This is a genomic window from Streptomyces sp. LBL (assembly GCF_029893585.1).
Lineage (GTDB): Bacteria > Actinomycetota > Actinomycetes > Streptomycetales > Streptomycetaceae > Streptomyces.
Genome location: NZ_JARXYX010000036.1, coordinates 66,337 through 80,841, shown reverse-complemented (window position 1 = coordinate 80,841; position 14,505 = coordinate 66,337). Strand labels below are relative to the sequence as shown.

Here is a 14,505-nt window from a genome sequence, read left to right as displayed (position 1 = left end):
ACATGACGGGCCTGCTGAAAGGACATGATGGACCCCCGCAGCCGTACCGGTCAGCCGGTGAACCGCCGTACCACGCGCATGGCGACCACCGACGAGCAACTGCGCCTGATGACGCGGGTCGCACGCCTCTACCACGAGCAGGGCATGCGGCAGCCGCAGATCGTCGAGGAGCTTCACATCTCCCAGGCGCGCGTCTCCAGGCTGCTCGCCCAGGCCACCAAGCTGGGGATCGTCCGGACCATCGTGGTGCCGCCGGAGGGTGTCTTCGCGGACCTGGAGGACCTGATCGCGACCCGCTACGGTCTGCGTGACGTCGTGGTCGTCGATGTCGAGGGCGAAGGGGACGAGGTCATCCCGGCCCTCGGTGCGGCGACCGCCGTCTACCTGGAGACCACGCTCATGGAGGGCGACCGGCTCGGCATCTCCTCCTGGAGCGCCACTCTCCTGGCGGCCGTCGAGGCCATGAGGTCGCGCCCCGGGAAACGGTCCCTGGAAGAGGTGGTCCAGTTGATGGGCGGCGTCGGCGACCCACAGGTACAGGTCCAGGCGACCCGTCTGATGGGACGGCTCGCCGAGACGACCGGCGCCGAACCGGTCTTCATGTCGGCTCCCGGCGTCGTCGCGAGCCCGGCGATCCGTGACGCCATCCTCGCCGACCCGAAGGTCACCAGTGTCGCCGCTGCGTGGAAGCACCTCACCCTCGCCATCGTGGGCATCGGCAGCCTCGAACCGTCGCCGTTGCTGCGCCGCAGCGGCAACATCTTCTCGCTCGAGGACCAGGACAGGCTCCGCGCCCTCGGCGCCGTGGGCGACATCTGCATGCACTTCTTCGACGAGAACGGCACCCTGCTCGACACCGAACTCAACGACCGCGTCATCGGCATCGACCCCGACACCTACCGTGCCGTCCCGCGCCGCATCGCGGTGGCCGGGGGACACCGCAAGTACGCCGCCATATGCGCGGCCGTGCTCGGCGGGTGGGTCGATGTCCTGATCACCGACCTGAGCGTGGCCAGACGCCTCGCCGACCGGCCGGAGGCACAGCTTCCGTAGCGGCCGGAGACGTGCGCCCCGGCGAGAGCCCGTGGAACGCCCGCACACGCCCGCACGCCGAGGACCGCCGAGAACCGGCTGTCCGCCATCCAGTGGAGGAAGAACTCATGGCCGCACCCTCTTTCCGTATCGACGACCGCGTCGCCCTCGTCACGGGAGCAGGCAGCGGCATCGGCCGCCGACTGGCGATCGGCCTGGCGGAGATGGGCGCGGACGTCGGGTGCGTCGACCTGCCGGGGAGCGATCTGGCCGGCACCGTGAAGGCCGTCGAGGAGACCGGACGGCGAGCGGTCGCCGCGCCCGCCGACGTCACCCGGCCCGACGAACTGGCCGAGGTGGTGGCCCTGCTGGAAAGGGACCTCGGACCGTTGCGGCTGGCCGTCAACGCCGCGGGCATCGCCGACGCCACCCCTGCCGAGGACATGCCCCTCGAACAGTGGAACAAGGTCATCGATGTGAACCTCACCGGTGTCTTCCTCTCCTGCCAGGCCGAGGGACGCGCCATGCTCGCCGGCGGCGGTGGTTCCATCGTCAACATCGCGTCGATGTCGGGCACCATCGCCAACCGAGGGCTGACGCAGGCGCACTACAACGCGTCCAAGGCGGGCGTGATGCACCTGTCGAAGAGCCTGGCCACGGAGTGGTGCGACCGCGGCATCCGGGTCAACAGCGTCAGCCCCGGCTACACCGCGACGCCCATGAACCGGCGAGCCGAAGTCGCCGAACGCGTCAAGCAGTTCGAGGCCGACACCCCGCTGGGACGGATGGCGACCGTCGACGAGATGGTCGGCCCCGTCGTCTTCCTGCTGAGCGACGCCGCGAGCTTCGTCACCGGGACGGATGTGATCGTCGACGGTGGCGTGACGTGCTGGTAGGGACGGGCCGCGCCAGGGCGACCTGTTGGGGTGACGCGCCCCGGCGTGCGGCGACGTCGGTCAGGGTCTGCGACTGGAGCGGGGAGAACCCGCCCAGGGGGAAGAACGGGGTGAAGGCGATGTTCTTGCCGCGCATCGTTCGACGAGGGCGTCGTCCTGGCGGTTGGCCAGGTTGTAGAGGTTCTGCACGGTGACGACGGGGGCCATGGCCTGCGCCTCGGTGAGCTGGGCATCGGATACCGGAGCGGCGGACCGCACGCGAGCGGGCGGCAGCGGAGGCGGAGACGTGACGGCCGTCGGCCGTCACGTCTCCTCTACGGTGTGATCACTTGACCGGCGGGGTGGGCAGCTTGCTGCCCTTGAAGTCCGGCGCGTCGGCAGCGGAGCGCATCGCGCTGAGCGAGGAGGTCTGCTGGACCTGGTAGATGCGGGTCTGGTTGTCGGCGGTACGGAAGGTGTAGGCCCAGGTCGGACCGGTGGGGTTGGTGTAGGTGAAGGCGGTCGGCTCGGTGGCCGACGCTTCGAAGCTCACCTGCTGCCAGGCGCGCCAGGTACCGCTGCCCTGAGTGGTCTCGCCGGTGTTGTGGACGTAGCCGTCGGTGCCGCGGACGACGACCTCGGTGAGGCCGGTCAGCGGGGAGATCACGGTGCTGGGGGAGCCCTGCGCGGTGATGCCTGCGACGGTCTCCCAGGCTCCGTAGGCCCCGCCCTCCACGGCCTGGCTGGTGGTGATCACGTTGCCGCTCGCGTCCGTGGCGAAGACACGCTTGCGGTAGCCGGGGTAGACGACGACGGACGGCGTGCCGGCGATGGCCTGGGCACCCATGCCGGTCCATGCCGAGAGTGTGCCTGCCTCCTTGAAGAGGGCGGTGGAGAGGGTGCCGTCGGCCTTCCTGCCGAAGAGCTGGACGCCGTCGCGCACGGTGACGGCGGTGAGGGCGCCGGTGAATCCGGTGCCGGACAGCGGCATCCAGCCCATGAAGTCGGCGTTGGCGCGCACCTGGACGCGGTACCAGGGCTTGCCGTTGGCGTCGAGGGCGAACTGGGTCATGAGACCGGTGGGGGTCTTGCCGGTGACGGCGTGCTGTTGCATGGCGCCGGCCAGATCGATCCAGTTGCCCCAGTCGGCGCTGCTCGCGGCGGTCTGGTTGCGCTGCCAGATGCTGCCGGAGGTGTTGTGGGCGGTGACGACGACGCGGCCGTCGGTGTGCGCGGAGAGCGAGGGCCGGCCGGTGAAGGCATCCTGGCCGGAGATCACCGTCCACTGGGCGCCGTTGACGTCGGCCGGGTCGGTGCGGCCATGGACCAGGCGGCCGATGTTGTCGGTGTAGGCGAGCTCCAGCTTGCCGTCGGACGCCTGCATGACGGAGTTGGGGGTGTACGACTCCAGAGGCACGGGCGTCGCCGCGGGCGTGTGGTTGACGTTGAGCCTGCAGACGTCGGGCGCGGCCGAGACCGAGACGTAGCCGGCCCAGCCGGACGCCTCGACCTGCTTGTTGTAGACGGGCCAGTCGCGGATGTCCTCGTCGAAGCGGTAGTGCGTGACCGAGCCGCCGCCCTTGACGCGGAACAGCGTGTCACCGCCGTACGACGACATGAACTTGGTGTCGCTCCAGTCGGCGGAGGACTCCAGTACATGCCGTTCGATCCAGCGCTGGCTGGTGTAGTCGTAGCGCGAGCGGTAGAGCTTGCCGTCGGTCGCGTCACGGCCGTAGATGACGCCGCGGTCGCCCGCGTAGATGGCGGCGTAGTTCCAGCCCATGTCTGCGATCTTGCCGCTGCCCTCGACGAAGTCGTCGGCGGCCGCGTCGTAGCGGTACCAGCGCACATCGTTGGTGGCGCCGGAGAGTGTCCATATGTAGCCGCCGCGGTCGATGGTGATGTCGTCGATCCGGTCGGCGGCCCTGAACTGGGCGAAGCTGGAGCTGATCTTGCGGTGGTGGACGTCCCAGGTGTCGCTGGAGCTGATCCGGTGGCTGTAGTACAGCCCGTCCGACTTGATGCCGTAGAAGGTCGCACCAGGGCCGGCGAGCATGTGGCCGTAGCCGGTCCAGGTGGAGTCGATGGTGCTGCCGGCGGGCAGGGCGTTGCCGGCCGCAGGGTCCGGCATGTCGGTTCTGTTGAGCTTGCCGGCGGAGTCCAGGGTGTATGTGGCCGCACTGGAGTTGCAGGTCAGCGACACGGCAGCCGCTGCGGGCGCGGAGGGCAGTGCGCCGGCGAGCGGAAGGGCGGTCGCCAGGGCCGCGGCCAGAGCTGTGGCGGAGATGAGTGCGCGAGGTGAAATTCCGTTCATAGCATGGACGTTTAACGTCCGGCGGTGAACGCTGCCGTTGCAATCAGGTGAACAATGAACTTCGATAAGGATCTTGAAAGTGAACGGATGGGCTCAACCGCGCGTGACCAGTGCCTAGTTGATGTGGCATCAGCAGGTGCGCGGACCGCCAGCGCGACCTGGCTGCCGGGTCCCGCACGCATGCGCGCGGCGACTTCGCGCCCGACTTCGCGCCCGACTTCGCGCCCGACTTCGCGCGCCGATCGAGAAGACCGGCAGCCGCGTCGGTGACTGACGTACGGCCGTCGGCCGGGCAGGTCGCCGAATCGGCGGCCTGTGCCGTGCCCGGCGCGGCGACCGGCAGCGGCAGTGCGGCCGCCACGGCCGCTGTCGCGGAGGCCAGTCGGCCGACTCTGCGGTCTGGAGTGAATGTCATATGGATTCGTCATGTCCTTCCGTCGAACAAGGTGCCCCAGGGCAGCCTGATTCATGGTTTCCGGCGGAAGCCCCCTGTGAGCTCGTGCCGTAAGTGGCAGTCAGGAAACCTGAGTTCGACCTTGAGGAGAGATGATCACAATGGGATAACGCCCAGGTGAATGGACTGGTCAATGAGTCGACAAGGCGCCCGACGAACCGTCAGCATCACATCCGATCATTCGTTCGTCCTGTGGGGGGACCGTGCCGGCGTACCGGATACTCGCGCGCAGATTACTGATGCCAAGGCTTCTGCGTTCGCACTGGGGCAAGGCCGTCGCACTCGCCGTGGCGACGGTCATCGCCGTCGGCTCGCTCGCCGTCGCAGGGGCCGGGATCCTCCTCCTCCCCGAGAAGCCGGCCGCCGCCAAGGGGCCCGGTCAGCGCTGGGGCAGTGCCGAGGGGCTGAGCCACTTCGCGGGGGGCAGGCGCAACAACGACGCGCCGCGGTCCCTGCGGGCCAAGTACCCGCTGAAGAGCCCGCCCGCCGCACGGCCCGCGACGCGGAAGAATACGGTCGAGGTCACCACCCCGGCCCCCGCGAAGGTCAAGGGCTTCGACCGCGGGACGAGCGAAGAAATCGTCTCGGAGCGCGACGCCCGCAGCCGTACGTACGCCAACGAGGACGGCACCCGCACCAGCGAGATCTCCACCGACCCCGTCAACTACCGGGCTGCCGACGGAGTCTGGCAGCCCATCAACACCTCGCTCGTCGAGGACCGCGGCGGCTGGACCAACGCCGCCGACTCCGTGGCCCTGCGCTTCGCCGACCGGGCCGACGCCGGCGACATCGCCTCCGTCACCCTGCCGACCGGCGAGTCCTTCGGGTACGGGCTGAGCGGCGCCGCCTCCGTGGCGGGCAGCGCGGACGGTGCCCGCGTCAGCTACGAGCGGGTGCTCCCCGAAACCGACCTCTGGCTGGACTCGCACGCCGGCGGGGTCAAGGAGACCCTCGTCCTGAGGTCCGCCACCGCCCCGAACAGCTTCGTCTTCCCGCTCCACCTCAAGGGCCTCACCGCCGAAGCTGACGGCGGATCGATTCTGCTGACCGACGCCGAGGGCCGCACCCGCGCCGTCATCCCGGCAGGCTTTATGGAGGACGCCGCCCAGTCCGTCTCGCACGCCGTGTCGTACGAACTCGTCGGGCAGCAGGACGGCGGCCAGGCGCTGAAGGTGACCGCCGACCGGAAGTGGCTCGCCGACCCGGCCCGTGCCTTCCCCGTCCGCATCGACCCCTCCGTCGACACCACGTCCGCCTCCACCTCCATGACGGTCCGCAGCGGCGGTTCCGTCGTCGGCTCCAGCGAACTGCAGGTCGGCAAGGGCCCGGACGGCGCCTCCGCCGCCTATCTCGGCTTCCCCCAACTCGACGAGGAGCTCAAGTACCACCAGATCTTCGGTGCGCAACTGCAGGTCGTGAACTTCGACTCCGGCTCCTGCAAGCCGCGTTCCGTCTCCGTCCACCCGGTGACCGAGTCGTGGACCGCCGGCACCGGCACCCCCTACCCCGGCCCCTCGGTCGGCAGCGCCCTCGCGTCGAAGTCCTTCGCCTACGGCCACATCGCTTTCGGCCAGTCGAAGTCCGCCTGCCCCACCGCCGGTGAGCTCTTCGACCTCGGCAAGGGCGGTCGCGACCTGGTGCAGCGCTGGGTCAACGGCACTCAGGCCAACTACGGTCTGTCGCTGCGGGCCTCGGCCACCGACTCGCTCGCGTTCAAGAAGTTCACCGGCCATGCCACGGCCAACCCGCCCAAGCTGTTCGTCACGCACTCCCCGTACCACGCGTCCTACAGCTTCCCCAAGCCGGTCCCCGACCCGCCGGTGCTGCAGAACCAGGCCGGACAGGTCAAGGTCGCCGTCACCAACAAGGGTGCCGAGACCTGGACGCCGTCCACCTACTACCTCGCCTACCGCGCCTACGACAAGAAGGGCAAGCTGGTCACCCAGCAGCGGGCGGGCGGCCTCACCGGCAACGTGGCCCACGGCGCCAGGGCGACGGTCGACGCCACCATCAAGGCGCTCCCGCCGGGCGTCTACATGCTCGACTTCACGATGGTCCGCCAGGGCGGGAAGGTCTTCACGGACGAGCAGGTGCCGCCGGGCCGGCTGACCATCCAGGTCTTCGACATCGCGCCGGTGGTGAAGGAACAGTTTCCGCCCAACGGCTACCAGGCCCAGACTTCGACCCCGCAACTGTGGGCGGCCGGCGTCGACATCGACGCGCCCCCCGGCTCCTCGCTCCAGTACAAGTTCGAGATCTGCGAGGCGGACAAGGACGGCAAGCCGACCGCCTGCACGACCTCGTCCTACCAGACGAGCTCGGCCTACCCGGTCCCGTCCGGCCGGCTGAAGTGGGGCAAGACCTACCTGTGGCGCGGCTTCGTCAAGGACGCGTCCAACGAGGTCCCCACCCAGCAGGTGGCCCTGGTCGTCACCGTTCCACAGCCCGAGATCACCTCGCGGCTCTCCGGCACGCAGGGCAAGGAGTTCGACCCGAACGTCGGCAACTTCACCTCCAGCGCGACCGACGCGTCCCTTGCCGGCGTCGGTCCCGACCTGACGCTGATCCGCACGTACAACAGCCTCGACCCGCGGCGTGACCTCGCCTTCGGCGCAGGCTGGACGACCCGCTTCGACATGCGGCTCACACCGGACGACGACGGCAGCGGCAACGTCGTCATCCGCTACCCCGACGGTCAGGACGTCCGCTTCGGCAAGAACGCGGACGGCACCTACGCTCCGCCGCCCGGCCGCTTCGCCAAGCTGACCTTCGACTCCACGGCCAACGCCTACAAGCTGCAGGACAAGTCCGGCACGACGTACGACTTCAGCACGACCGGTCTGCTGGCCAAGATCACCGACCCGTACTCCAACTCGGTCACCTACACCTACAGCGCCGGCAAGCTCGCGACCGCGACGAACAACCGCACCTCCCGCTCGCTGACCTTCACCTGGACCGGCGCGCACGTCACCAAGGTCCAGACGACCGCCGTCGACGGCGCCCCGCTGACCTGGACGTACAGCTACACCGGCGACCTGCTGGACAAGGTCTGCGACCCGCTGAACGGCTGCACCCAGTACGCCTACGGCACCGGCAGCCACTACGCCACCACCGTGCTCGACTCCCGCCCCGAGTCCTACTGGCGCCTGGGCGAGGAGGACGGCACCGCGGCCGACAGCGCCAACAAGGCCAACCTCGGCAAGGACCGCGGCACCTACCAGAACGTCACCCTGAAGGCCGCCGGTGCGATCACCGGCGACCCCGGCACCGCCGCGTCCTTCAACGGCACCACCTCACGCGTCGACCTGCCCGCCGGCACGCTGAAGAAGAGCCGTGACGACGCGGTGGAGGTGTGGTTCAAGACGATCGCCGGCGGCGTCGGCGGCCCGCTCGTCGGTTACCAGGACAAGGCCTGGGGCACCACGCCCGGCACCGGCGTCCCGATGCTGTACGTCGGTACCGACGGAAAGCTCCGCGGCCAGTTCTGGACCGGCGCGGCAGCCCCGATCACCGACACCACCAAGAACGTCAACGACGGCCAGTGGCACCACGCGGCGCTGTCGATGTCCGGCTCCACCCAGAGCCTCTACCTGGACGGCAAGCTCTCCGGGAGCATCACGGGCAAGCAGCCGCTGCAGACCAACCTCACCTACAACCAGATCGGCGCCGCCCACGCCACCACCCCCGCCTCCTGGCCGGGCTGGGGTCCCACCCCCGCCAAGTCCTTCGCGGGCACCATCGACGACGTCGCCGTCTACCACCACCCGCTGGGCACCGCGGCCGTCGCCGCCCACTACCGTGAGGGCGGCCGCGGCGCCGACGTCCTGACGAGGACGACGCTGCCGAGCAGCCGCGTCGCCTCCGAAGTCCGGTACGACGCCTTGCTCGACCGCGTCGAGGAGTACACCGACCGCAACGGCGGCACCTGGAAGATCGGTCCGCCCGCGGTCTTCGGCAACGACAAGGACCTGCGCCGCACCGTCGAGGTGCGCGACCCGATGGACGCCCCGTACTTCTACGAGTACGACGGGCTGTCGTCGCGGCTGCTGCGCTACGGCGAGCCCATGGCGCTCGGCGCCCGTGAGCCCGTCACCGAGGCCCCGTCCCCGTCGCCGACCGACCCCGGCCAGATCTGCACCCATCCCGATCCGGGCGACCCTGCCTTCTGCACCGACCCGCCCGGTCGGAGCGGCGACGGACCGGACTTCATCCGGTACCCCGTCGACGGTGTCGCCATCCGCTCCTTCGCATACGACGACAACGGCTTCCAGACCGGGATCACCAGCGAGAACGGCGACAAGGTCACCCTCGGCTACGACGATCGCGGCAACGTGTCCAGCCGGACGACCTGCCGTTCGGCCGGCGCCTGCCAGACCTCGTACACCACCTACCCGACGGCGACCGGCGACTTCGACCTGCGTGCCGACCAGCCGGCCGAGACCCGCGACGGCCGCTCGTCGGGCCCCGCCGACAACCGCTTCCTCACCAAGTACACGTACAACACCAGCGGTGCGCTGCTCACCCAGACGGCCGCCGACAGCGGCACGGCCAGGAACACCTACACGACCGGCGCCGAGCCGGCCATCGGCGGCGGCAACACGCCCACCGGCCTGCCGCTCACCACCGCCGACCCGCGTTCGAAGATCACCCGCTACCAGTACTACAAGAACGGTGACCTGGCCTGGGTGACCGAGCCGTCCGGCCGCGTCACCAAGTACACGTACGACACGCTGGGCCGCAAGCTCACCGAGACCGTCGTCACGGACGTCCAGCCGGCCGGCACGACGTCCACCTTCACCTACGACAAGCTCTCCCGGGTCCACACTCTGACCGATCCGGCGGTCACCAACGCCGTCACCTCGGGCAGGCACCAGCAGCGGACCACCACGGACTACGACGCCGACGGCAACGTGGTGCGCACCGAGATCAGCGATCTGCTGGGCGGCGACGCCGCGCGGGTGATGACCTTCGACCTCGACGACAACGGCCGCCCGGAGCGGGTCACCGACGCCGAGGGCAACGAGACCTCGTACACCTACGACGTCTTCGGCAACAAGACGTCGATGGTGGACGCAGGCGGCAACCACTTCGACTACGTCTACACCGCGCGCAACATGATGGCCGAGACCCGGCTGCGCGACTGGGACGACGACGGGGGCGACGACAGCTACACGGTCCTGCAGTCGTACGCCTACGACATGGGCGGCCGGCTCGTCCGGCACACGGACTCGATGGGCCGCTCGATGATGTACCAGTACTACGGCGACGACCTGGTCAAGTCGATCACGCTCAAGGACTTCCACAACCCCGACGGCACCAAGCGCGACATCGTCGTGGAGTCCGACACCTATGACGGTGCCGGCAACGTCCTGACCGAGACGACCGCGGGCGGCAAGCTCGTCACCGAGTACACCTACGACCCGGTCGGCCGGGTGAAGTCCGAGGTCACGGACCCCGACGGGCTGGCGCGGCGCACGACGTACACCTACGACCCCGCGGGCAACGTGCTGACGACCGCCTCCAGCGGTTCGCCCTCCAACGTCCCCTGGCCGGTGAGCGTCAGCGGCGACTCGGTCCGCTACGAGTACGACGACGCGGGCAACGTCGCCCACGAGACGGTCGAGAACGGCACCGACTCCCGCACCACCGACTACACCTACGACGACCGCGGGCTCACCACGTCCCAGACGGACCCGGCGGGCAACAAGACCGAGTACGGCTACGACGAGCTCGGCCGGGCGGTCTCCGTCACCGCGCCCGCCGTACAGACCGAGTCCGGCGGCAGCACGCCCACCACCTCCCGGCCCACCACCTTCACCGGCTACGACACCTTCGGCGCGGTGACGGAGTCGGCGGACGCGCTCGGGAACGTCAACCGCACCGCCTACGACCGGCTGGGCCGCGCGGTCACCGAGACCGCGCCCTCCTACACCGCGCCGGGCTCCACCGAGACCGTCGCCCCGACGGTCGCCAACACCTACGACGCGCTCGGCAACCTCATCGAGACCACCGACCCGCTCGGCGGCGTCACCACGTTCCAGTACGACCGCCAGAACCGGCTCACCGTCAAGGACGTCCCCGTCGGCACGGGCGACGAGCGGGGCCAGTGGAAGTACACGTACACCCGCACCGGCGAGATCCTCTCGGTCACGGACCCGAACAACGCCCGCGCCGAGACGACCTACGACGACCTGGACCGCCCGGTCACCACCACCCAGATCGAACGCAAGCCCCTGCCCGGTGCCTTCACCACCCGCAACGAGTACGACGACGCGGGCAACGTGGTGAAGCAGACCTCGCCGAGCGGCGCCGTCAGCCAGTTCACCTATGACAACCTCAGCCAGCTGACCCGGATGCAGCAGCCCAGCGGCATCCTCACCCAGCTCGGCTACGACGCCGAGGGACGTGAGGTCCGCCAGACGGACGGCATGGGCCGCACCTCGGCGAAGAGCTACGACCAGCTCGGCCAGCTCGTCCAGGACCAGGACCTGGACCCGGTCAACAGCCAGCTGCGCAAGGTCAGTTACACCTATGACAAGGCGGGCAACCTGGCCTCGTCGACCAACCCGCTGAACCATACGACGACATACACCCACGACGCCCTCAACCGGCTGACCGGCCAGACCGAGCCGGTCTCCGACACCAAGTCCATCACCACGTCCTTCGGCTACGACGCGCTCGGCAACCGCACCCGCTACACGGACGGCCGCGGCAACTCGACGATCTACACGGTCAACTCGCTCGGCCTCGCCGAGTCGGTGATCGAGCCGGCGACCGACCGCGACCCGTCACCGGGGGCCCGTACCTGGACGACCGCGTACGACGGCGCCGGTGAGCCCGTGAAGCTCACCGCCCCGGGCAACGTGGTCCGCGAGCGCGAGTACGCCAAGACGGGGCAGCTGGTCCGTGAGACCGGCACCGGCGCCGACGTGACGACCCCCGAGAAGCGGTTCCAGTACGACCCGGTGGGCCGGCTGGTCGAGGCCTCGTCCCCGAAGGGCGACGACACCTACGAGTACGACGACCGCGGCGGGCTGCTGAAGGCGACCGGCCCGTCCGGTGACGCCACGTACACCTACGACAGCGACGGCCTGCTCACCAGCCGCACCGACGCGGCCGGCACCGCCGGCTTCAGCTACGTCAAGCAGCAGCTGTCCTCGGCGACCGACCCGCTCACCGGTGTGCGGCAGAGTTACACCTACGACGGCGCGGGCGCGGTGAAGAAGGTCGACTACGGCGCGGGCCAGTCCCGTGCCTTCACCTACGACGACCTGGGCCGGGTCGACACCGACACGCTGAAGAACAGTGCCGGGCAGAAGATGGCGTCGACCGACTACGGCTACGACGACGACGACCGGCTGACGTCCAAGACCACGGTCGGCACCGCCAAGGCCGGGACCAACACCTACGGCTACGACTACGCCGGCCGCCTCGCCTCCTGGACGGCCGACGGCACGGCGACCCAGTACGGCTGGGACGACAGCGGCAACCGTGTGAAGAACGGCAGCAAGACCGCCACCTTCGACGAGCGAGACCGGCTGCTCTCCGACGGTGACTACACCTACGACTACACCGCACGCGGCACGCTCGCGTCGCGCACCAGCTCCGGTCTGAAGGAGGACTTCACCTTCGACGCCTTCGACCGGCTGACGAAGGCGGGCGAATCCGGAACGGAGTACGGCTACGACTCGCTGGACCGTGTCGCGTCCCGCAACGGCGTGGACTTCTCCTACGCCGGCTTCGCGCCCGACCCGGTGAAGGACCAGACCGCCACGTACGGCCGCGGCGCGGCGGACGAGCTCCTGGCGGTGGCCGAGAACGGCGGAACGGCCCGGCTCACGCTGGAGGACAAGCACGGCGACGTCGTCGGCAGCATGTCCGCGGCGGACGGCGCGGCTCCCGCCCTGGACGAGTCCACGGCCTTCGACCCGTTCGGCCAGGTGCTCGGCACGTCCGACACGGACGGGAACGTGGGGTACCAGGGCGACTGGACCGACCCGGACACCGACCAGGTCAACATGGGGGCCCGCTGGTACGACCCGGGAACCGGTGCCTTCGACTCGCGGGACTCGTACGGCTACAGCTCCGGCGCGTCGATCCTGGCCAACCGCTACACCTACGGTGCGGGCGCCCCGATGGACTACACCGACCCGGACGGTCACTGGCCGAGCTGTGGCTGGTGCAAGAAGGCCGCGAGCTGGGCGGGCAAGAAGCTCCGGCAAGGCGCGAGCTACGTCTCCAAGACCGCCCAGTCCGTCTGGCACGGCGTGCAGTGGGCGTGGCGCAACCCGGGGGCCGCGTTCAAGCTGGCGCTGAGCTACGTCGGCAAGGCCGCCAACTGGGTCTACAAGAAGTCGGGTCTCAAGACGGTCGTCGACGCCACCGTCAACGCCGTCACATGGGTCGGCCAGAAGACGGGCGTCACCGAGTGGGCCCGGGAGAAGGCGAGACAGGCAGCCAGGGCGGCCTATCAGGCCAAGGTCTACGTCACGAAGAAGGCCAGGCTGGCGGCGTCCTTCGCGGCCCAGCACAACCCGATCCCGGCGATCATCGCGGCCACCAAGCCCCTGATCGCCGTGGGCAAGGCGATCGTCACGGCCGACCCCAACCTCCCGGCGATCATCGTCGGCGCGGCGGTCCAGGTCGTCGCCGACGCCGCCAAGGCCGCGGACGCCATCCGCGACGAGGTCGTCAAGCAGGTCGGCAGCGTCGTCGAGTCCGTCTCGGACGCGGTCGACTGGGGTGAGGTCTGGGACGACGCCAAGATGGTCGGCAACATCGTCGGCGACGTCACCGGCTTCAACGACATCAAGAGCTGCGTCACCACGGGCGACATGGAGTCCTGCGCCTGGGCGGCGGCGACCGTGGGCGGCATCGTCCTCGGCGGCGCCGGCGCGGCGGCGGTCCGCGCGGCGAAGGCCGGACGGATGGCGGCGAAGGCGGCGAAGTACGCGGACGAGATCGCGAAGGCGGCGGAGAAGGGCAAGAAGGTCCTCAACGAGGCCGAGGCGATGGCGGAATGCGTCTCGACCGCCAGGGACGTGGCCTCACTCGCCAGCGGCAACAGCTTCGTACCCGGTACGGAAGTCGTGATGGCCGACGGCAGCCGCAAACCGATCGAGAAGGTCGAGGAGGGCGACGAGGTCCTCGCCACCGACCCGACGACGGGTAGGACGTCCAAGGAGAAGGTCACCGACACGATCGAGGGCAAGGGCGCGAAGAACCTCGTCAAGCTCACGATCGACACGGACGGCGACAAGGGCCAAGCGACCGACACCATCACGGCGACCGAGGGCCACCCCTTCTGGGTCCCCGACCTGAAGAAGTGGCTGAAGGCCGACGAACTGAAGCCCGGCCAGTGGCTCCGGACCGGTTCCGGTACGCGGGTCCAGGTCGACGCGGTCAGCGCATGGACCCAGCAGGCCGCGGTCTACAACCTGACGGTCGACAGGGCGCATACGTACTATGTGCTGGCGGGCGATGCTCCGGTCCTCGTCCACAACTGTCCTTCAGGTGGCGATGATGCCCCTGAAGCGCTCCTTCGGATGCGGCATTACACGAATGCGCGGGGCAAGGCGGGAATCGTCCAGAGCAAGGTCATCAGAGCGAGTGACCAGAACAAGGTCTTCCTCGTTCCAGCCAAGGGAAAACCGATGAGTCCGCGTGACGCCGAAAGCGCGTTGGGGATCGGTCGAGGCAGGGGAAATCACGTGCTCGAATTCGACGTCCCGGCCGGCCGGGTTCGGTCGAGATATAATTCGACGATGGGCATCACCGAGTGGGTCGCTGACGGTGATCTGCCGGTCGAGAACATTCGGGTGAAAAGGTGA

Annotated in this window: 4 protein-coding genes and 1 pseudogene; 3 read left to right on the top strand and 2 right to left on the bottom strand. The window is 69.2% G+C overall.

The genetic code is table 11. The features are described from left to right. Positions 1–24: 24 nt before the first annotated feature. Together M2271_RS34615 and M2271_RS34610 are read left to right on the top strand one after the other, a co-directional pair. Positions 25–1,053: a sugar-binding transcriptional regulator gene (locus M2271_RS34615; protein ID WP_280891384.1), complete on the top strand. Its 1,029-nt coding sequence runs from the start codon at positions 25–27 to the stop codon at positions 1,051–1,053. 107 nt (positions 1,054–1,160) lie between these two features. Further along, positions 1,161–1,928, top strand: a complete 768-nt coding sequence (locus tag M2271_RS34610) for an SDR family oxidoreductase (RefSeq protein WP_280891383.1) — start codon at positions 1,161–1,163, stop codon at positions 1,926–1,928. 10 nt (positions 1,929–1,938) lie between these two features. Here M2271_RS34610 and M2271_RS34605 read toward each other — a convergent pair. Beyond that, positions 1,939–2,159 (bottom strand): annotated as a pseudogene (locus tag M2271_RS34605) (aldo/keto reductase); the annotation flags it as partial. Positions 2,160–2,253: 94 nt separating this feature from the next. Further along, a complete protein-coding gene (locus tag M2271_RS34600) occupies positions 2,254–4,221 on the bottom strand; it encodes a tachylectin-related carbohydrate-binding protein (RefSeq protein WP_280891382.1) in 1,968 nt (655 codons plus the stop codon). Positions 4,222–4,914: 693 nt separating this feature from the next. On the opposite strand from M2271_RS34600, the gene M2271_RS34595 reads away from it, so the two are divergent. Then, complete coding sequence (locus M2271_RS34595) at positions 4,915–14,505, top strand: HYD1 signature containing ADP-ribosyltransferase family protein (protein ID WP_280891381.1); 9,591 nt, start codon at positions 4,915–4,917, stop codon at positions 14,503–14,505.

Bases quoted from the DNA above. Each gene is read 5' to 3' on its own strand.
- M2271_RS34600 (WP_280891382.1), bottom strand. From the start codon at position 4,221: ATGAACGGAATTTCACCTCGCGCACTCATCTCCGCCACAGCTCTGGCC.
- M2271_RS34615 (WP_280891384.1), top strand. From the start codon at position 25: ATGATGGACCCCCGCAGCCGTACCGGTCAGCCGGTGAACCGCCGTACC.
- M2271_RS34595 (WP_280891381.1), top strand. From the start codon at position 4,915: ATGCCAAGGCTTCTGCGTTCGCACTGGGGCAAGGCCGTCGCACTCGCC.
- M2271_RS34610 (WP_280891383.1), top strand. From the start codon at position 1,161: ATGGCCGCACCCTCTTTCCGTATCGACGACCGCGTCGCCCTCGTCACG.